This is a genomic window from Kitasatospora sp. NPDC005856 (assembly GCF_040629945.1).
Lineage (GTDB): Bacteria > Actinomycetota > Actinomycetes > Streptomycetales > Streptomycetaceae > Kitasatospora.
In genome coordinates this window covers 1-18,980 of record NZ_JBEXWT010000134.1, presented here as the reverse complement: position 1 = coordinate 18,980, position 18,980 = coordinate 1, and the positions used below count along the sequence as shown (strand labels likewise).

Genomic DNA, 18,980 nt, shown 5'->3' with positions numbered 1-18,980 from the left:
AGGGTCCGGCATCCACCAGGATGCCGGACCCTTCCGCGTTCCCCTCCCACCAACCGACGCTCCCCTCACCCCGGAGTGGGAAGTCGGCGAGCCCGACTTCCCACTCCGCTCACACCCCGACCCCGGCCCCGGCCCCCGCCTTCAGGCCGTCGCGGACGACCGCGCGGGCGCGCTTCGCGGATTCCGGGTGGCCGTCCAGGTGCTCCAGCATGCGGCAGGTGCCGACCAGGATCGCCGTCAGCTCCGGCAGCTCCAGGTCCGGCCGCACCACGCCGGCTCTCTGAGCGTCTTCGAGGAGTGCGGTGAGCACCTCGCGCAGGGCGCGACCGGCCTCCGACGTCGCCGCCCTGACGTCGACTCCGGCATCCGCCAGCGCCGCGGCGAAGGCGTTCTTGACCGGGGACTGGTCCAGCACCAGGTCGAAGAACGCGAAGAGGGCGTCCGCCGGCCCGGCCTCGACCGCCAGGCGCCGCCCCTCCTCCCCCAGCCGCTCCAGCCGCCGGACGAGCACCGCCTCCAGCAACGCTTCCTTCGTCGGGAAGTGCCGGAACACGGTGGCGATGCCGACCTTCGCCTCCCGGGCGATCTCCTCGGTGGACGCGCCGGTGCCCCGCTCGGCGAAGACCGCCTCGGCGACCTCCAGCAGCCGTGCGCGGTTCCGCCGGGCGTCTGCGCGCAGGGGCTTCGCGCCTTCGACGGATGGGATCTGATCGGACGTCATGCGACCTCGCCATGCCTGGACAAACGGAGTGGCGTATCCGTATCGTCGGAACCGGAGTCGCCTATCCGATTGTAGGCGGCGCGATCCCGGAGGTCAGCCATGTCCGCACCAGCCACGCCCCGCGAGGTCCACGCGCAGTTGTTGGACCTCATCTCGGCGGGCAAGTGGACCGAAGTCCCCGCCCTCTACGCCGAGGACGCCGTGGTGGAGATCGTCTTCGCGCCAGTCCCCCCGCGCCGCGTCCAGGGCCGGGAGGAACTCCGGCAGCGCTTCGCCGCCCTCGCTGCCTCCGACGGGATCCGCCTACGCGCGGAGAACATCCGCGTCCACGGGACCGACGACCCCGAGGTGGTGATCGCCGAGTTCGACTACGTCGGCCTCTACCCCGCCACCGGCCGCACCTTCCGCACCGCCAACATCCAGGTGCTGCGTGCCAGGGACGGCCTGATCGTCGAGACCCGCGACTACCACGACCACCTCGCCTTCGCCGTGGCGGACGGTCGCGCCGACCAGTTGCTCGCCGCCCTGGACCAGCAGGGGTGACCGCGGCGGCGGGGGACCCAGGTGAGCCCGACCCGCGCGCACCCGGCCCGCCGCACCGATCCACCGCATCGATCCTATGGAAGCAAAATCAGGCAAAGGCCTGATCTCATCGTCGGCGAACTTCCTGAGCGGAAGGCGGTTTTCCGCCACCGGGGCCCGGGGTAGGGCGGAGGCGTTCGCACCCTGACCATTTCGGTGCTCATGAGGGAGCGAATCCGTGACGCTTTCCTTGTCGGAAGGACACCCTCATGCACAGGTCCCTTCGCAATGCCTTCGCGACCGTCATCGTGACGGGTGCGCTCACCGCCGCCGCCGCTCCCGCCGCCGTGGCCGCCGAACAGGCGCCGTCGACGGCCGGGTTGCAGGCCGAGCTCCGCAACCCGAAGACGATCAAGGTCGCCGACTACAACCAGGCCCGCACCACCCTGATCGACGCGGGCAGCAAGACGGCAGCCAAGTCCCACCCGGCGCACGGCACCAAGGACGTTCCGGTCTCCCACGGCACCAGCCTGCTCGCCGAGGCCCGTGACGAGTTCCGCGCCGCCGACCGGAACCTGCCGGCGGGCCAGAAGAAGTCCGACATGTCGATCCCGCACTACAACGCCGTCCACAGTGCGGCCAGGACCATGGGCATCGACCGCTGGTGACACCTTCCGCCAAGGCGAACGGCCGTGGCCCTCCTCCGGCAACGCGAGGAGGGCCGGCCTCAACGGAGCCTCAACGGGGCATCATCGGGCCTTGGGGGCGGGGCTCTTCCCGGGCGGAACTCAGGCTGCCGTCCGGGAGGACCTCGAAGACCGTGAGCTTCGCCTCCCTGGTGATCGTGATCCGGTTCGGCCCGGACCAGTCGACGCGGACGAAGTCGGTCCGCTCGGAGTCCCAGGTGCCCAGGCTCCAGTGGCGCGCGGACCATCCGGTGCCGGAGACCAGCTCCACCCGGTAGATCGGGTCGATCGAGAAGGCGACGTCGGTGACGATGAGCACCCGGTCCGGGTGGCCCGGGGCGGCCGTCCGCTCGGTCCAGCCGTCACGGCTCAGGACGATCGCCAGGAACGCGATCGGCAGCCCGCCGAAGATCAGCGCAACCAGCCCGATGGCACAGCCGATCTGCGACAGCCAGGTGCGGAATTCCATCGCGATGATCAGTGAGGCCGTGACCAGCACGACCGCCGACCCGACCAGCAGCACCGGGTGGTTGAGCCAGTGCTCGACCACCACCAGTCCGCCCGAACGGGCCGAGTTCCAGCCCGCCAGGTACGCCAGCAGCGCCGCGAGCGCCACCCCTCTGAGCCCCCACGCGATCCTTTTGCGACGTTCCGCTGTCATTCCTCGCCCCCCGACGGTTCTTGACCGATCTTCGGCACGGACCCTCCCAACGGGCGCGGCGACCGGGGCGTCACCGAAGGGCCGCCCAACGTGCCGTCCTCGGCCACGGTGAAGACCTCGATCTCCTTCTCCAAGGTCACCGTGATCCGACCAGGGCCCGACCATTCGGCCCTGACGAAGCCGGCACCCTCGTTCCAGGTTCCGAGGCCCCAGTGGCGGGCCGACCAGCCGCTGCCGGTCAGCAGCTCCACCCGGTAGACCGGATCGATCGAGAAGGCGATGTCGGTGACGTTCAGCACGTGATCGGCGCGGTTCGGGTCCGGTTTGCGGTCGACCAGCCGGCCGTCGCCGCCGAAGACGTACGCCAGGGCTCCGACCCCCGCCCCGACGACGAGGAGCGGTGACAGGACGGCCGCACAGCCGATCTGTGCCCACCGGCTGCGGAACTCGAACTGGACCACCACCGAGGCCACGACCAGCGTGATCGCCGCCCCGAGCAGCAGCACGGGGTGGTTCAGCCAGCGCTCGACCTCGACCAACCCGCCCTGGCGGGAGGAGAAGTAGCCCGGCAGGTAGACCAGGGTGGACGCCAGCGCCGCTCCCCTGAGCCACCAGGCGACCTGCTTGCGGCGCGCCACCGTCATTTGCTCCCCCCGGAGTTGTCCTTTGCCGGGACTTTACACGGGGATGCCGCTCGGCCCGGCCGACGGGTGCTCCGTCGTCCGGGCCGCTCGGCCCACCGGCCGTACCCCCGTCACCGCCGGTAGAAGACGCTCCGCGACCAGAAGTAGCCGACCAGTGTCAGCGCGGTGCACCAGGCCAGGGCGCTCCAGGCGCTGCTGCCGATCCCGGTGCCCATCAGCAGCCCGCGCAGGGTCTCGATCATGGGCGTGAAGGGCTGGTACTCGGCGAACCAGCGCATCGCCGTCGGCATGGAGTCGGTCGGCACGATGGCGCTGCCGATGAAGGGCAGGAACTGCAGCGGCATCGGCATGTTGCTGGCGCTCTCGACCGTCTTGGCCACCAGGCCGATGCCGGCGGATATCCAGGTCAGGGCGATGGTGAGGAAGAGCAGCAGGCCCATCGCGGCCAGCCACTCCACCGGCCCGGCGTTCGGCCGGAAGCCCATCGCGAGGGCCGCGCCGATCACCAGCACCAACCCGATCATGGTCTGGATGACGCTGCCGACCACGTGCCCCGCCAAGAAGGCGGAGCGCGATATGGCCATCGTGCGGAAGCGGTTGACGATCCCCTCGGTCATGTCGGTGCAGATGCCGATCGCGGTGACCAGCGACCCGGAGGTGGCCGCCATCAGCACGATGCCGGGCGTCACGTAGTCGATGTAGTGGCCGCCGCCGATGCCGGCGCCCAGCGTGCTGCCGTAGGCGTAGTTGAAGAGCAGCAGCATCATGACCGGCATCACCACGACCGCGAAGGTCAGGGACGGGTACCGCAGCGCGTGCTTGAGGTTGCGGCGCAGCATGGTCAGCGAGTCGCTGAGCGCGTGGCCGGCCGTACTCGTGGCCATGCTCATCGCACGCCCTCCCCGGTCAGTTGGAGGAACGCGTCGTCCAGGTCCGCCGTCTCCACGACCAGTGACTCCGCCTGCACGGACGCGTTGTCGAGCACGTCCAGCACCGCCTTCACGGTGAGGACGGAGTTGTCCCCCGGGATCTCCAGCCGCAGCGCCTCGATGTCGGCCGTGGCGTAGTCGAACAGTGCGGCAGCGGTGGCCAGCGAGCCGGCGTCCGCGAACCGGAGCCGGATCCGCCCGCCGGGGGCGACCCGCTTCAGCTCCTCGGCCGTGCCCTCGGCGACGATCCGGCCGCCGTCCAGGACGGCTATCCGGTCGGCGAGTTGATCGGCCTCCTCCAGGTACTGGGTGGTGAGGAAGATCGTCACCCCGTGGTCGGCGACCAGGCTCCGGATGATCTCCCACATGGTGCGCCGGCTGCGCGGGTCCAGCCCGGTGGTCGGCTCGTCCAGGAAGATCACCTGCGGGTCGCCGACCAAGGTCATCGCGAGGTCGAGCTTGCGCCGCATGCCGCCGGAGAAGGTGGTGACGGCCTTGCGGGAGGCCTCGGTGAGATCGAAGCGCCGCAGCAGCTCCTCCGCCCGCCTCCGCCCCTCCCGACGGCGGAGGTGGTTGAGGTCGGCCATCAGCAGCAGGTTCTCCTCGGCGGTGAGCAGGTTGTCCACCGCCGAGAACTGGCCCGTCACCCCGATCGCCCCGCGCACCGCGTCGGCCTCGCGTTCCACGTCGTGCCCGGCCACCCGGGCCGAGCCGCCGTCGGCGGGGATCAGGGTGGAGAGGATCTGCACGGTGGTGGTCTTGCCGGCGCCGTTGGGCCCGAGCAGGGCGAACACGCTACCCGCCGGGATCTCCAGGTCGACGCCCTTCAGGACCGCCTTGTCCCCGTAGGACTTGGTGAGTGCCGTCGCCGAGATCGCCGGGGGCGTCGAGATCACCTGGGTCGTCGAGTGGGTCGCCATCACGCCCTCCGGACGATGACGTTGCCGACCTGGGTGCGGCCGCGGACCTCGACCGTCGCCACGGCGTCGCCCGGGCCCTGGGTGGGGCCGAGGTCGTTGCGGACGCCGCCGACCTTGCTGTGCACGTCGAGCCAGGCCGCGGTGCCCTCCGCGATGCCGACCTCGACGTCCCCCACGCTGGTCTGGAGGGTGACCTGGCCGCGGACCACCCGGCCGACCCGGATGTGGCCGTGCGCCGACTTGGCGTCCACGTTCCCCTCGGCGAGGCCGACGTGGATCCGGCCGTTGGAGGCGTTGGCCCTCAGCTCGCCGTGCACCTCGTCGATCTCGGTGTCGCCGTTGCTGTTCTTGACCGTCAGCCGGCCCCCGACGGAGCCGATCTCGATCCGGCCGGCCCCCGTCACCTCGGCGTCCCCGGCCGCCGCGCCGAGCCGGACGTCCCCGAAGCCGCTGTCGAGCCGGGCGCTCTCGGCGCTCTCGACCTGGATCCGGCCGAGCGAGGTCTTCAGCCGGCAGGCGCCGAGCGGCCCCTCGGTGACGAACTCGGCCATCGGGGACTCGCTGTGGACCTCGGAGCCGGCCGGCAGCTCGACCAGGACCTCGATCGCGCCCTTCTTTCCGCTGAACACGCTGCGCTGCTTGGGAGCCTTGATCCCGAGCCGGCCGCCGGAGAAGTCGACCTGGGTCTGCTCGGCGGCCTTGACGTCCGCCTCCTTGGCCGGGTTGGCCGGCCGGACCTCGACCACGGCGTCGGTGCGCTTGCTCGCCTTGATCCAGACCGAGCCGATGTCGAACTCGAGGATGGCGGAAATCGGTCCGTCGATCTCGTACGTAGGCATGACTGTCCCGTCCTCTTGACTCGTGTAGGTGTTCCCGCTGGTCGCAGCGGGGGTGACGTCGAAGGTGCAGAAGGTGGTGCGGGAGGTGGTGCGAGAGGTCGTGCGGCTGCTCGGGGTACTGCGGAGGCTCAGTGGACCCAGCCGGTGAAGCCCTGGCCGCCGACGCTGCGCGCGACCCGGCTGCCCGGATCGGCCACCGGCCTGCGGACGGGCTCGCCGCCCTCCAGCGCGCCGGCCAGGGCCCGGACCAGCCAGGCGTTGAGCGAGAGGCCGGCCTCGACGGCGGCCTCCTCCGCCCGGGCCTTGAGGTGGGCGGGCACCCGGAAGTTGATCCGGGCCGTGCCCGACTCGTCCGACTCCGGCACCACCGAAGGCGCCAGCGGTGGCACCACCGGTGACGCGAGTGGCGCCACCGGTGCCACCTGCGGCACCGTGTCGCCGTGGAAGGCGTCCGAGCCGGGCGGCGCCGTCACCACGAACTCGGGATCGAGTCCACGCAGGCGCACGTCCACCGAGCCGGGGGCGAGGTCACGGGTGACTTCGCCCATGGCGGCCGAGAGCGCGTTGAGCAGGGTGAGCCGCACGGCCGACTCCAGCGGGAGTGTCAGCCGCTCGGCCAGCGCGCGGGCTTCGTCCCCGCCGGTGGCGGCGGCCACCGCGAGCTCGTTCCGGAGGTTTTCCACGTACGGCGTGAGGTCCATGGCCGTAAGCATGGCACAGCGATGGCGCCATGTCGAGCCATTCCTGGCGCCACAGTGGCACCATCACCCGAACGGAGTCGGCACCGGCCGCCGCCGACAACGGAACCGCCCCGCCGACCGGAGGTCGACGGGGCGGTTCACCAGGGGAAACGCGAGCGGCGAGGGGCTACGACCGCCGCCAGGCCGCCAAGTGGGCGTCGATCTCCCCGGCCAGCCGGGTCTTGCCCGCCCGGTCCAGGAAGGAGGCCTCGACGGCGTTGCGGGCCAGCCCCGCCACCCCGGCCTCGTCCAGGCCCAGCAGCCGCGCCGCCACCGCGTACTCGGTGTTGAGGTCGGTGCCGAACATCGGCGGGTCGTCGCTGTTGACCGTCACCAGCAGCCCGGCGTCGACCATCCGCTTGATCGGGTGGTCCTCGATCCGCTCCACCGCCCGGGTGGCGATGTTGGAGGTCGGGCAGACCTCCAGCGGGATGCGGTGCTCGCCCAGGTGGTCGACGAGGGCCGGGTCCTTCACCGCCTGGGTGCCGTGCCCGATGCGCTCGGCGCCGAGCACCCGGATCGCGTCCCAGACCGTCTCCGGCCCGGTGGTCTCGCCCGCGTGCGGGACGCTGCGCAGGCCCGCCGCCCGGGCCCGGTCGAAGTACGGCTTGAACTGCGGGCGCGGCACGCCGACCTCCGGTCCGCCCAGGCCGAAGCTGACCAGGCCCTCGGGTGCCAGCTCGGTGGCCAGCCTGGCCGTCACCTCGGCCGACTCCAGCCCGGCCTCGCCCGGGATGTCGAAGCACCAGCGGAGCACCACGCCGAGCTCCTTCTCGGCGCGCAGCCGGGCGTCCTCGATCGCCTCCATGAAGGCGACCTCGGGGATGCCCCGGCTGACCGAGGAGTACGGCGTGATGGTCAGCTCGGCGTACCGGATGTTCTGCCGGGCCATGTCCTCGGCCACGCCGTAGGTGAGCGCGCGGACGTCCTCGGCGTCCCGGACCAGGTCCACGACGCTCAGGTAGACCTCGATGAAGTGCGCGAAGTCGGTGAAGGTGAAGTACTCGGCGAGCGCCGCCGGGTCGGTCGGCACCTTCGAGTTCCCGGCGTGCCGGGCGGCCAGTTCCGCCACGACGCGCGGCGAGGCCGAGCCGACGTGGTGGACGTGCAGCTCCGCCTTGGGCATCCCGGCGATGAACGCCTCGATGCTCCGGTCTGCGGGCTCGATCCGACTGACGTCGGGGCCGATCCGACTTCCGTCCGGCTGGACCACGGTGGTTCCCTTCTTCCTTCTACGCGCGTACCGAAGACAGCTGCTGGCAAGGATAGGCCGTGCCCCGGGCCGACCGCCGGGGGATCGCCCCCGGGGCCGGCCCTCCGGGTCACCCGCCGAGCGCCACCGCCACGGTGTGGATCAGCAGTCCGGCCAGGGCGCCGACCACGGTGCCGTTGATCCTGATGAACTGGAGGTCGCGGCCGACGTTGGCCTCGATCTTGCGGGAGGCGTCGTCGGCGTCCCAGCCCGCCACCGTCTCGGAGATCAGCGAGGTGATCTCCGTGCGGTAGGTGTCGACCAGGTACTGGGCGGCGTCCTGGAGCCAGCCGTCCACCTTGGCCTGGAGCTTGGGATCGGTGGCCAGGCGCTCGCCGAAGCGCCGCACGCCGTCGCGGATGCGCCGGCGCAGTTCGCTGTCCTCGTCCTCGGCCGCGCCCATCACCAGGGTGCGCACGGCCGCCCAGGTGGAGTTGATCAGGTCCTGCACCTCGGGGCGGGCCAGCAGCTCACCCTTGGCCCGCTCGACCCGGGCGATGGTCTCCGGGTCGGTCTGCAGCTCGGCCGCGAAGTCGACGAGGAAGTTGTCGATCGCACCGCGGGCCGGGTGGTCCGGGTCGTCCCGGATGTCGGTGACGAAGCGCAGCAGCTCCTTGTAGACCCGCTCGCCGACCTGGTGGTCGATGAACCGGGGCGTCCAGCCCGGGGTCTTCTGGGTGACCTTGCGGACCACGTCCTCGTGGTTGGTGGTCAGCCAGCCGTGCGCCCGGACGGCGACCAGGTCCACCACCCCGTGGTGCCCGCCGTCCGCGACCACCTTGCCGAGCATCCGGCCCATCGGCTCGGCCACCGAGGTGGCCTGGGCCCGCCTGGTCACCGCCTCGGCGACCACCGCCCGCACGTCGTCGTCGCGGAGCACCGCGAGCAGGCCGCGCAGCGCCGCCGAAGCCTCCTTGGTGACCCGCTCGGCGCTGCCCGGCGCGGCCAGCCACTCCCCCAGCCGGCGGCCGATGCCGAGCGCCGCCAGGCGGCCTCGGACCACGTGGCCGGAGAGGAAGTTCTCGCCGACGAAGTCGCCGAGCGAGCGGCCGAAGGCGTCCTTCTTGGTCGGGATGATCGCGGTGTGCGGGATCGGCAGGCCGAACGGCCGGCGGAACAGCGCGGTCACCGCGAACCAGTCGGCCAGCGCGCCGACCATGCCCGCCTCGGCGGCGGCCGCCACGTACCCCGCCCAGGCGCCGGCGCCGGCCGCCCCGGCCCAGGTGGACAGGGCGAAGACCAGGGTCGCGAAGGCCAGCAGGCCGGTCGCGATGGTCTTCATCCGGCGGACGCCAAGTCTCTTCTGCTCATCGGCCGCGGTGAACCGGACCCCGGGGCCGGTCCCGCTGAAGGCATCGTCACTCACCCCGCCAGTCTGCCCGGTGCCCGGCGCGGACGGGGGCGCGCCTCGCGATCACGCGCCCCGGCCAGGGGCCCGGCCCGGCGGTTGCGCGCCCCGGCCCGGGGTCACGCGCCGAACAGCACGGGCCTCACGCCCCGCCCAGCACCATCCGCCGCACCTCCGCGCCCGCCCAGCGCTTCGGGTCCGTGCACCGCCGCCCGTCCAACAGCACCCGCACGCCCGGCAGGTCCACCGGCGACAGGTCCCGGTACTCCGGGTGGTCCGCCTGCAGCACCGCCGCCACCACCGGCTCCCCGCCGTACGGCGGCAGCCCGAGCGCCGCCAACTCCTCGGCCTCGTACAGCGGGTCGCTGACGTACGGCCGGGCGCCCGCCGACCGCACCGCCTCGACCAGCGGGAACACCCCGGAGTACGCCGTCTCCTTGACCCCGCCCCGGTAGGACGCGCCGAGCACCAGCACGCCCTGCCCGGCGATCCCGCCCGGCACCGCCCCCGCCAGCACGCCCACCGCGTACCCCGGCACCGCCAGGTTGGCCTCGCGCGCCGCCCGGACCACCGTCGCGCCCGGGTCGTTCCACAGGTACAGCCGCGGGTACACCGGGATGCAGTGCCCGCCGACCGCGATGCCCGGCCGGTGCAGGTGGCTGTACGGCTGCGAGTTGCAGGCCTCGGCGATCTCCGCGAAGTCCACCCCGACCTCGTCCGCGTACCGGGCGAACTGGTTGGCCAGCGCGATGTTGACGTCCCGGTACGTCGTCTCGGCGAGCTTGCTGAACTCGGCCGCCTCCACCGAGGCCAGCTCCCAGACGCCGTTGGGCCGCGGCAGGTCCGGGCGCGGGTCGAAGTCCAGCACCGCCCGGTAGAACTCGGCGCCGCGCCGGGCGGAGGACCAGTCCAGGCCGCCGACCAGCTTGGGGTAGCGCCGCAGGTCGGCGAAGACCCGTCCGGTGCGGACCCGTTCCGGGCTGAACACCAGCGCGAAGTCCCTCCCGGCCGCGAGCCCCGACCGGGACGCCAGCCGGGGCGCCCAGCGCTGCCGGGTGGTGCCGACCGGCAGGGTGGTCTCGTAGCTGACCAGGGTGCCCCGGCGCAGCCCGGCCGCGACGGCGTCGGTGGCCGCGTCGAGCAGGGCGAAGTCCGGGCTGCCGTCGGCGGCGGTGACCAGCGGGACGACCAGCACGACGGCCTCGGACCGGGCCACCGCGGCCGTGGTGCCGGTGGTGGCCCGCAGCCGGCCCTCGGTGACGACCCGCTTGAGTGCCTGGTCCAGGCCCGCCTCCCGGGGGAACGGCGGCACGCCCCGGTTGACGCTGTCCACCACGTCGGGCGCGATGTCCGCGCCGGTCACCCGGTGACCCTTCAGCGCGAACTGCACCGCGAGCGGCAGGCCCAGCTTGCCCAGCCCGACCACGCAGACGTCCAGGCTCATCCCCGTCCTCCGTTCACCGAGTCGGCCAGCAGGCGCCACGCCGGGTGGCGCCGCAGCCGGCGCCGCAGTTGCTCCGGGACGAGCCCGCGCCACAGCTGCCGCGCGAGCCCGAGCGGCGGCGCGGCCCCCTCGGCCGCACCCTCGACCGCCGCCCCGGCCGCGTCCCGCGGCAGCAGGAACAGCTCGTCCGGCAGGCCGAGCCGGGCGTCCCGGAACGCCGGGAAGCCCGCGTACCGCCGCCCGCCGTCCACCACCGCCGGTGGATCGCCGTGCGCCGCCTCGTAGCGGATCTGGTCGCGCAGCGCGTCCGGCCGTACCGCACAGGCGAGTTCGAGCCGCACCCGTTCGGCGACCGGCAGCCGGCGGTACACCTCGCGGGCGCCGAACCGCTCGACCATCAAGGCGACTTCGACGCACACCCGCTCCTGCACGTCCTCGGCCAGCAGCAGGAAGCCCTCCTGCAGCAGACGCGGCACGTCCCAGGTGAAACTGCGGGCCCGGATGGCGTCCAACTCCTCGCCCGACCCGGCCAGTTCGGCGGCCACCTGCTGCAGCGCGGCGATCCCGCGCAGCCGGTCCAGCACCCCGGCCCGCTCGGTGACGTTGCCCCGGTCCTCGCGCAGCACCAGGAAGTAGCAGTCGTAGGAGGCGAGGACGGACACCCTGGCCGCCCGCAGGCAGGCCTCCAGGGTGAACGGCTGGTCCGAGAAGACCTTCAACCGCTCGTCGCGGCGCAGCCCGTGGCGCCGGAGGAGGTCGAGCCGGAAGAGCTTGGTGTCGGCCAGCGCCCAGGCCAGCGCGGAATCGGCGAAGCCCACGGACTCGGCGTCGGCGTGGAAGATCCCCTGCGGGACCAGCCGGCCGTTCACCCCGACCTGCTTGGGCACCACCACGTCCGAGCCCCAGGCGTCGGCGGCCGCGACCAGCCGCTCCAAGGCCTCCTCGCCGAGCCAGTCGTCCGCGCCGAGGAACAGCACGTAGCGGCCACGGGCCAGCTCCAGGGCGCGGTTGGTCGGGGCCGCCGGGCCGCCCGAGTTGGGCTGGTGCACCACCGTGAACAGCCCGGGGTGGCGGGCGGCGTACTCGTCCAGCAGCTCCCCGCCGCCGTCCGTGGAGCCGTCGTCCACGGCCACCACCTCCAGCCGCCCCGGCGCCAGGGACTGCCCGACCAGCGAGTCCAGGCAGGCGGTGAGGTACGGCATGGTGTTGTAGACCGCGACCACCACGGTCACGTCGGGTACGGCCATCGGGCGGCGGGCCTCCGGTTCCGGCATCGGCTGGTGATGTCGGGTCAACTCGCGGCGGAGGCCCGGGGTCACGATGATCACCCGCACCGGCGACGGCATCCGAACGCGCGTCCAGGCATCGAACGGGCGCACCGATGGCGCGCGGAGGGTGTGCGGACGGCATGCGGCTGTGCGGACGGCATGCGCGGGCGTGCGGAGGCCCGGGCGTGCGGAGGCCCGGGCGTGCGGAGGCCCGGCGGCGGCCGGACGGATCCCGGCCGCCGCCACGCCCGCCCCGTCAGCCGATCGCGACCTCCGCGTACATCCGGGCGATCACGTCCTCGATGGCCGGTTCGCGCACCGACAGGTCCACCAGCGGGTAGCGTGCGGCGACCGCCGCGACGATCGGCGCGGCGCTCTCCTGGGCCGGGAAGGCCAGCCACTGGCGCGGCCCCTCGATCCTGGTGACCCTGGCCCCGGGCACCTCGACCGGGTGCGCGAGTTCCTGCGCGAGGTCCACCACCAGCGTCCGCTCGCTGCGGCCGGTGGCGTGCAGGCCCTCCAGCCCGCCGTCGTACACCACCCGGCCGTGGTCGATCACCATCACCCGGCCGCAGAGCTGCTCGATGTCGGTCAGGTCGTGGGTGGTGAGCAGCACGGTGGTGCCCCGGTCCCGGTTGACCTCGCGCAGGAACTCCCGCACCCGGCCCTTGCTGACCACGTCCAGGCCGATGGTCGGCTCGTCCAGGTAGAGCACCCGGGGGTCGTGCAGCAGCGCCGCGGCGAGGTCGCCGCGCATCCGCTGGCCGAGCGAGAGCTGGCGCACCGGGGTGTCCAGCAGGGCGCCGAGGTCGAGCAGTTCGAGGCAGCGGCCGAGGTTCTCGCGGTACCGGGCGTCGGGGATGCGATAGATCCGGCGGGCGAGTTCGAAGGAGTCGCGCAGCGGCAGGTCCCACCAGAGGGTGGTGCGCTGGCCGAAGACGACGCCGATCCGGCGGGCCAGCGCGACGCGTTCGCGGGCCGGGTCGACCCCGGCCACCCGCAGCCGGCCGGAGCTGGGGACGAGGATGCCGGTGAGCATCTTGATGGTGGTGGACTTGCCGGCCCCGTTGGGCCCGATGTAGCCGACGCACTCGCCGGCCTCGACGGTGAAGCTGAGCCCGTCCACCGCGCGGACCTCGCGTTTCGCCCGGCTGAACCGGCCCGTGCGGGTGCGTACGGTGAAGCTGCGGCGGACGTCCTGGAGTTCGATCAGTGCCATGGAAAGCTCCTTCGGGGGCGCGGGAGGGGTTCAGCTGCCGGTGCCGCGGTAGGCGCGCAGCCCGGCCCGCCAGGCGAGCCCGGCGGCGAGGACGCAGAGCGCGGCGACGGCCGGGGAGGCGAACCGGAAGGCGGTGGGCAGGCCGAGCGGGTCGGGCCGGCCGAGGACGTGCAGCGCGGGCAGCCAGTTGACGAAGGCCAGCGGGACGACGAAGACCACGCCGAGCACCAGCTCCTTGGCGAAGACGGTCGGCGGGTACTGCAGCATGACGCCGCCGCCGAAGGTGAAGGAGTTCTGGAACTCCCGGGTCTCGCCCCACCAGAACTGCAGGCAGGCGAAGCCGATCCAGATCGCGCAGTAGATGATCGTGCCGGCGATCAGCAGGACGACCGTCAGCAGCGCCTTGTCCCAGGTCCAGTCGACGTCCAGGGCGGCGAGCGACCAGAGCAGCACCGCCGCCGACTGGGCCGGACGGCCGAGCCGGCGCAGGGAGAAGCGCTCGGCGCAGAGCTGGGCGAGGGCCGGGGCGGGCCGGATCAGCATCACGTCCAGCGTCCCGTTCCGGATCCGGTCGCCGAGCGAGTCGATGCTGCCGACCAGCAGGTTGGCCATGCCGAGGGCGAAGCCGGAGGTGCCGTAGAGGAAGCCGAGTTCGGGCAGGGTCCAGCCGCCGAGCGTGGAGGTGTGCCGGAACATCAGGACGATCACGGCGAAGTCGAGGAAGGTGATCACCAGGTTGGCCGCGAACATCATCGTGAACGAGGCCCGGTAGGACATGCTCGAACGGGTCCACATGGCGGCGCACAGCCACCAGGAGCGCGCGGCCCAGCGGGCACGGGCGGCCCAGCGGGCACCGGTGACGGTGCGGACGGCAGGGGCTCCGAGGCCGGGGTCAGCCACCCTGGACCACCACCTTGCGGGTCGCGAGCGCCTGCACGCAGCGGCCGGCGGCCAGCGTCACCGCGGCCCAGGCGAGTTGGAGGCCGAGCGGCCCGAGCACGGCCGCGCCGGTCGTGTGCTCCAGGAACAGGTCGGCGGGCACCTGCGCCAGCGTCGCCCACGGCAGCACCCGGGCGAGGTCGCCGAGCCAGCCGGGGAAGAGCGTGAGCGGCAGCAGCATCCCGGAGAGGAACATCGTCACCACCATCGTCACCGAGCTCACCCCCTCGGAGTCGTGCAGCCAGAAGCCGGTGAGGGCGACCAGGAACCGCAGCCCGAAGCTGACCACCTCGGCGAGCAGCACGGAGAGCAGGAAGACCAGCCAGGTGACCGGCCGTTCGGGCAGCCGGAAGTGGAAGAGCAGCCCGCCGATCAGCAGCGGCGCCCCGCCGCGGACCAGCAGGTGGTAGCCGGCCCGGCCGAGGTCGCTCGCCAGCCACCAGCCCAGGAAGTCCACCGGCCGGTAGAGGTCGACGGCGATGTCGCCGCTGCGGAACCGCGCCCGGAGGTCGTCCTCGACGCCGCCGCCGAAGATCGCGGTGGTGGGCATCAGGGCCTGGCAGATCCAGATGTAGGTGACGGCCTGGCTCACGTCGTAGCCGCCGAGGCCGGGACGGGCCTGCCAGAGCGCGACGAAGGTGTAGGCGAGGATGCAGCCGAAGACGGTGTTGGTGAAGACGCCGGCCAGGGTGGCGGCCCGGTAGGTCGCGTGGCGGTGGAAGGCGCCGCGGGCGACGGCGGCGTAGAGCCCGACGGCGGATCCGTCGGGCGCGGGATCGGGAGGCCGCCCGGCGGGCGCCTCGGCGTGCACGGAACTCACGATATTGTCTCCTTGTCGACAAATGCGGGCAGACGGATGCCCGCGAGCACCGGCGCGCACGCCCCAGCGGCTCCGACCGGCCGTACCCGGGGGTGCCGGGCCGGACGGGCGGAGCTGCGAAAGTGGGTGCGCTATGTGGTTTGCACCTTTCACCGTACCTCCGGCCGGCACCACCCGCACCCGGTTTATCCAGCTTGATCCGGCGTCAAATAGCAGATAATCGCGGCATGACCTTGAGCACCCGACGCCGGGCCAAACGGGCCGCCCGCCGCGAGGCCCGCCGCGCCCTCCCGCTCTGGCGCCGGCTCCTGCCCACCTGGCGGGTCACCCTCGGCACCCTCACCACGCTGTTCCTGCTCGCCGTCGGCGGCTTCGCCGTGCTCTACGTCATCGTCCCGGTGCCCGACCCCAACGCCCACGCCGTCGCCCAGAACAACATCTACCTCTACGCCGACGGCACCACCGAGATCGCCCGCACCGGCGCCGTCAACCGCACCGACGTCACCATCGACCAGATTCCGCTGCCCACCCAGCAGGCCGTCGTCTCCGCCGAGGACCGCACCTTCTACCAGAACCGCGGCATCGACCTGAAGGGCATGCTCCGGGCCGGCTGGAACACCCTGCTCGGCAAGGGCATGCAGGGCGGCTCCACCATCACCCAGCAGTACGTCAAGAACTACTACCTCACCCAGGACCGCACGATCGAGCGAAAGGGCCGCGAACTGCTCATCGCCCTCAAGGTCGACCAGCAGCGCGACAAACGCGAGATCCTCGCCGGCTACCTCAACAGCAGCTACTTCGGCCGCGGCGCCTACGGCATCCAGAGCGCCGCCCACGCCTACTACGGCGTCGACGTCTCCGGACTCACCCCCGCCCAGGGCGCCTACCTCGCCTCCCTGCTCCAGGCCCCCAGCCTCTACGACGTCAAGACCGCCACCCCCGCCAACCGCGAGAAGGCCGTCGCCCGCTGGAACTACACCCTCGACGGCATGGTCCAGCTCGGCTTCCTCACCCCCGCCGACCGCGCCGCCACCACCTTCCCCGACCCGATCGACCCCCAGCCCGCCACCGGCCTCGCCGGCCAGGCCGGCTACCTGGTCGGCGTCGCCGACGACTACCTCGTCTCCTCCGGCACCCTCGACGCCGCCACCCTCAAGGCCGGCGGCTGGCGCATCACCACCAGCTTCGACAAACCCCGGCAGGACGCCTTCGTCAAGGCCGTCCAGGACCGGCTCACCGACGAACTCGACCCCCGGGCCCGCCCCACCACCGACACCGACGTCCGGGTCGCCGGCGCCTCCGTCGAACCCGCCACCGGCCGGGTCGTCGCCGTCTACGGCGGCCCCGACTACGCCAAGCAGCCCTACAACGACGCGCTGCGCCAGGACAACCAGATCGGCTCCACCTTCAAACCGATCGACCTCGCCGCCGGCCTGGTCGCCCAGCACACCCCCGACGGCCGCCCCATCACCACCGAATCCCGCTACGACGGCACCAGCGAACGCCCCGTCACCGGCGGGCCCACCCCCTACGCCCCGCCCAACGAGGACGACATCGACTACGGCAACATCACCCTGCGCCACGCCATGGTGAAGTCCGTCAACTCCGTGTACGCGCAGGAGGGCGTCGACGCCGGGCTCGCCCGCGTCCGGGAGACCGCCATCAGACTCGGCATCCCCGACAGCGTCCGCGGCATGGACCCGGCCAACACCTCGATGACCCTCGGCACCGCCACCCCCAGCGCCCTCGACCTGGCCGGCGCCTACGCCACCCTCGCCGACCACGGCCAGGCCCACACCCCCTGGTCCGTCCTCAAACTCGAACGCGTCAACCCCGGCGGCGCCGTCGACGTCCCCAAGATGCCCGACCACAACCCCACCGAGGCCCTCGACCGGGAGATCGCCGACTCCGTCACCGACGTGCTGCGCGACGTCGTCAGCACCCGCGGCACCGGCGCCGCCGCCCTCGACCTGAACCGCCCCGCCGCCGGCAAGACCGGCACCACCGACTCCAACCTCTCCGCCTGGTTCGCCGGCTACACCCCCGAACTCGCCACCACCGTCGGCCTGTTCCGGGAGAACCCGAAGACCCACGCCAAGGAACCACTGGCCGGCACCGCCGGACTCACCCGGATCAACGGCGGCACCTTCCCCACCCGGATCTGGACCACCTACATGACCGCCGCCCTCGACGGCACCCCCACCCAGGACTTCGACCTCCAGACCGGGCACGACACCCCCGCCGCCACCCCCTGGCCCACCGCCACCGCCGGCACCAGCCCCAGCGCCACCGCCCCTACCACCGCACCCGCCACCGGCGGCGAACCCGCCGGCACCGACCCCGCCCCCGGCACCCCGACCGGCCACGCACCCAGCGCCCCCACCGCCACCGGCCGACCCGCACCCGGCCCGAGCACCCCCAGCCCGCCGGCGCCCAAGCCGACGACGGACCCCGACCAGCCCAGCCCCACCCCCCGGCCCAGCCAGATCCAGCCGACCCGCCCCACCGCACTGCCCAGCGCCACCGGCGGCCCCGCGAGCCGCCCAGCGGCGCCACCCACGCCCTGAAGCGCGTCCGACACGCCCCAGCCGGGCATGGCCCCCACGCCCGGCTCTACGCCACCAGTTCGCGCTCCAGCGGGGTGCGGAACCGCGGCGTCACCCGCACCTCCCCCAGCCAGCCCGCCAACCGCTCGACCTCGGCCGCCACGGCCCGCCGCGCCTCGGCCCCGACGTCCCGGAACAACCGCCACACCACCCCGCCGTCGGCGCGCTGCGCCCAGCCGCCCACCACCTCGCCGCACCACCACACCGTCGGCCCGGCGTTGCCCGCCCGGTCGAACAGCGCCGGCACGTCCTCCGGCCGCAGGTACCAGTCCCGCCCGCGCCAGCCCATCACCGCCGGGTCCAGCCCGGGCAGCAGCGCCGCCCACGGCTCCGGCTCCGCCACCGACACCTCGTCACCCGGCAGCACCAGCGCGGGCACTCCCCCGGCCAGCGCCACGTCCAGCGCCCCGACGTCCGCCAGCGCCCCGCGGACGTCCCCCAGCGTCCAGCCCGTCCACCACTTCACGTCCTCGACCGTCGCCGGCCCGTACGCCGCCAGCCAGCGCCGCACCACCTCGGCCTTCGCCTCCCGCACCGGCACCTCCGGCCACTGCGGCACCAGCGCCCACGGATAGCTGCTGCTCAGCCACGAACCGCGCGGACGGGAGCGGCGCACGTGCCCGTCCGAGGCCAGCAGCCGCAGCAGGCGACTGCCCACGCTCTGCTTCGCCTCGTACGCCTTGCCCGCCGACATCAGCATCGTCTCGCGCAACTGCGGTACGTCCTCGGAGAGTTCCCTGGTCGTCGCCTCGCCGCGAGCGGCCAGCGCGGCCAGCACCTCACGCTCCGTCTCCCCCAACCGGGCCTCGTCCCAGCCCTCGGCGAAGCCCCGCAGGTGCTTCAGCAGCGTCGCCCGCTCCTTCGCCGCGATCGCCCGCGCCGCCGCTGAGCTCACGTACGGGGCGAAGCCCTCCGTCACCGCGAAGATCGTCCGCCGCATCGACAGCAGCTTCACCAGCGAGACGTCCTCGTACAGCGCCCGGTCCACCTCCACCGCCGAGGGCGCCGCCAGCCGCGCGCAGGCCGACAGGTACACCGTGGCCGGGTCCGAGGCGTGCAGCCCGACCACCGCGTCGGCCACGTCCTCCACCCGCGCCGCCCGCAGCGACGGCGCCAGCAACTGCCGCCGCCCCAGCCTGGCCCGACGCTCCGCATCCCCGATCACCGGCACACTCATGCCGGGACCCTAGCGCGCCCCACCGACAGTCCCCCGGCACCCGCCGCGCCCGCGCCCGGCGTCCGCCGCCCTGAGCCGAACCCGAACCCGAACCCGAGTTCGCCGCCCCCGCCCCCGCCCCCCGCGACGAAAGCGCGGTGGCCCCCCCCCGGGGGGGGGGGGCCCCCGGGGGCGGGGGGGGCGGGGCCGCACACCTTAACCCCCGGCGGGCCCCGCCGGGGGCCCCAGCGGGGGCCCCCGCCCCC

Annotated in this window: 18 protein-coding genes; 3 read left to right on the top strand and 15 right to left on the bottom strand. The window is 73.2% G+C overall.

Features of this window, described 5'->3' with window-relative positions; all coding sequences use genetic code 11:
- Window positions 1-109: 109 nt before the first annotated feature.
- A complete protein-coding gene (locus ABZ449_RS39400) occupies window positions 110-721 on the bottom strand; it encodes a helix-turn-helix domain-containing protein (RefSeq protein WP_360356204.1) in 612 nt (203 codons plus the stop codon).
- Between the two features lie 99 nt (window positions 722-820).
- Between ABZ449_RS39400 and ABZ449_RS39395 the strand changes: the two genes are divergently transcribed.
- Window positions 821-1,264, top strand: a complete 444-nt coding sequence (locus ABZ449_RS39395) for a nuclear transport factor 2 family protein (RefSeq protein ID WP_360356202.1) — start codon at window positions 821-823, stop codon at window positions 1,262-1,264.
- A gap of 248 nt (window positions 1,265-1,512) precedes the next feature.
- Window positions 1,513-1,911, top strand: coding sequence for a hypothetical protein (locus ABZ449_RS39390; RefSeq protein ID WP_360356200.1), 399 nt, complete (start codon window positions 1,513-1,515; stop codon window positions 1,909-1,911).
- 70 nt (window positions 1,912-1,981) lie between these two features.
- On the opposite strand, the gene ABZ449_RS39385 is transcribed toward ABZ449_RS39390, so the two are convergent.
- The 13 genes from ABZ449_RS39385 to ABZ449_RS39325 form a co-directional block, all read right to left on the bottom strand.
- Window positions 1,982-2,590 (bottom strand): hypothetical protein, encoded by a 609-nt coding sequence (locus ABZ449_RS39385; RefSeq protein ID WP_360356198.1) that lies wholly within the window; start codon window positions 2,588-2,590, stop codon window positions 1,982-1,984.
- A complete protein-coding gene (locus tag ABZ449_RS39380; RefSeq protein WP_360356195.1) occupies window positions 2,587-3,234 on the bottom strand; it encodes a hypothetical protein in 648 nt (215 codons plus the stop codon). Before ABZ449_RS39380 ends, ABZ449_RS39385 begins: the two co-directional genes overlap by 4 nt.
- Before the next feature lie 110 nt (window positions 3,235-3,344).
- Entirely contained in the window at window positions 3,345-4,124 is a 780-nt protein-coding gene (locus ABZ449_RS39375; RefSeq protein ID WP_360356194.1) for an ABC transporter permease, read from the bottom strand.
- Complete coding sequence (locus ABZ449_RS39370) at window positions 4,121-5,083, bottom strand: ATP-binding cassette domain-containing protein (protein WP_360356192.1); 963 nt, start codon at window positions 5,081-5,083, stop codon at window positions 4,121-4,123. The genes ABZ449_RS39375 and ABZ449_RS39370 overlap by 4 nt, the downstream gene beginning before the upstream one ends.
- Window positions 5,083-5,922, bottom strand: a complete 840-nt coding sequence (locus ABZ449_RS39365) for a DUF4097 family beta strand repeat-containing protein (protein WP_360356190.1) — start codon at window positions 5,920-5,922, stop codon at window positions 5,083-5,085. Before ABZ449_RS39365 ends, ABZ449_RS39370 begins: the two co-directional genes overlap by 1 nt.
- 128 nt (window positions 5,923-6,050) lie before the next feature.
- Window positions 6,051-6,623 (bottom strand): toxin-antitoxin system HicB family antitoxin, encoded by a 573-nt coding sequence (locus tag ABZ449_RS39360; protein ID WP_360356187.1) that lies wholly within the window; start codon window positions 6,621-6,623, stop codon window positions 6,051-6,053.
- 166 nt (window positions 6,624-6,789) lie between these two features.
- Window positions 6,790-7,851 (bottom strand): adenosine deaminase, encoded by a 1,062-nt coding sequence (locus tag ABZ449_RS39355; protein ID WP_360356211.1) that lies wholly within the window; start codon window positions 7,849-7,851, stop codon window positions 6,790-6,792.
- A gap of 133 nt (window positions 7,852-7,984) precedes the next feature.
- On the bottom strand, window positions 7,985-9,280 hold the full coding sequence (locus tag ABZ449_RS39350) for a DUF445 domain-containing protein (protein WP_360356184.1): 1,296 nt from the start codon (window positions 9,278-9,280) through the stop codon (window positions 7,985-7,987).
- A 124-nt stretch (window positions 9,281-9,404) separates the two neighbouring features.
- Window positions 9,405-10,700: a nucleotide sugar dehydrogenase gene (locus ABZ449_RS39345; RefSeq protein WP_360356209.1), complete on the bottom strand. Its 1,296-nt coding sequence runs from the start codon at window positions 10,698-10,700 to the stop codon at window positions 9,405-9,407.
- Window positions 10,701-10,702: 2 nt separating this feature from the next.
- On the bottom strand, window positions 10,703-11,980 hold the full coding sequence (locus ABZ449_RS39340) for a glycosyltransferase family 2 protein (RefSeq protein ID WP_360356182.1): 1,278 nt from the start codon (window positions 11,978-11,980) through the stop codon (window positions 10,703-10,705).
- Window positions 11,981-12,230: 250 nt separating this feature from the next.
- Window positions 12,231-13,193 carry an ATP-binding cassette domain-containing protein gene (locus ABZ449_RS39335; protein WP_360356179.1) on the bottom strand — a complete coding sequence of 321 codons (963 nt, stop codon included), beginning with the start codon at window positions 13,191-13,193 and terminating at the stop codon, window positions 12,231-12,233.
- Between the two features lie 30 nt (window positions 13,194-13,223).
- Window positions 13,224-14,093, bottom strand: coding sequence for an ABC-2 family transporter protein (locus tag ABZ449_RS39330; RefSeq protein ID WP_360356176.1), 870 nt, complete (start codon window positions 14,091-14,093; stop codon window positions 13,224-13,226).
- Window positions 14,086-14,943, bottom strand: coding sequence for an ABC-2 family transporter protein (locus tag ABZ449_RS39325; protein WP_360356207.1), 858 nt, complete (start codon window positions 14,941-14,943; stop codon window positions 14,086-14,088). The genes ABZ449_RS39330 and ABZ449_RS39325 overlap by 8 nt, the downstream gene beginning before the upstream one ends.
- 236 nt (window positions 14,944-15,179) lie before the next feature.
- Here ABZ449_RS39325 and ABZ449_RS39320 point away from each other — a divergent pair, with 236 nt between their 5' ends.
- Window positions 15,180-17,519 (top strand): transglycosylase domain-containing protein, encoded by a 2,340-nt coding sequence (locus ABZ449_RS39320; RefSeq protein WP_360356173.1) that lies wholly within the window; start codon window positions 15,180-15,182, stop codon window positions 17,517-17,519.
- Window positions 17,520-17,565: 46 nt separating this feature from the next.
- Here ABZ449_RS39320 and ABZ449_RS39315 read toward each other — a convergent pair whose 3' ends face one another.
- Window positions 17,566-18,735, bottom strand: coding sequence for a winged helix DNA-binding domain-containing protein (locus tag ABZ449_RS39315; RefSeq protein WP_360356170.1), 1,170 nt, complete (start codon window positions 18,733-18,735; stop codon window positions 17,566-17,568).
- Window positions 18,736-18,980: the final 245 nt, after the last annotated feature.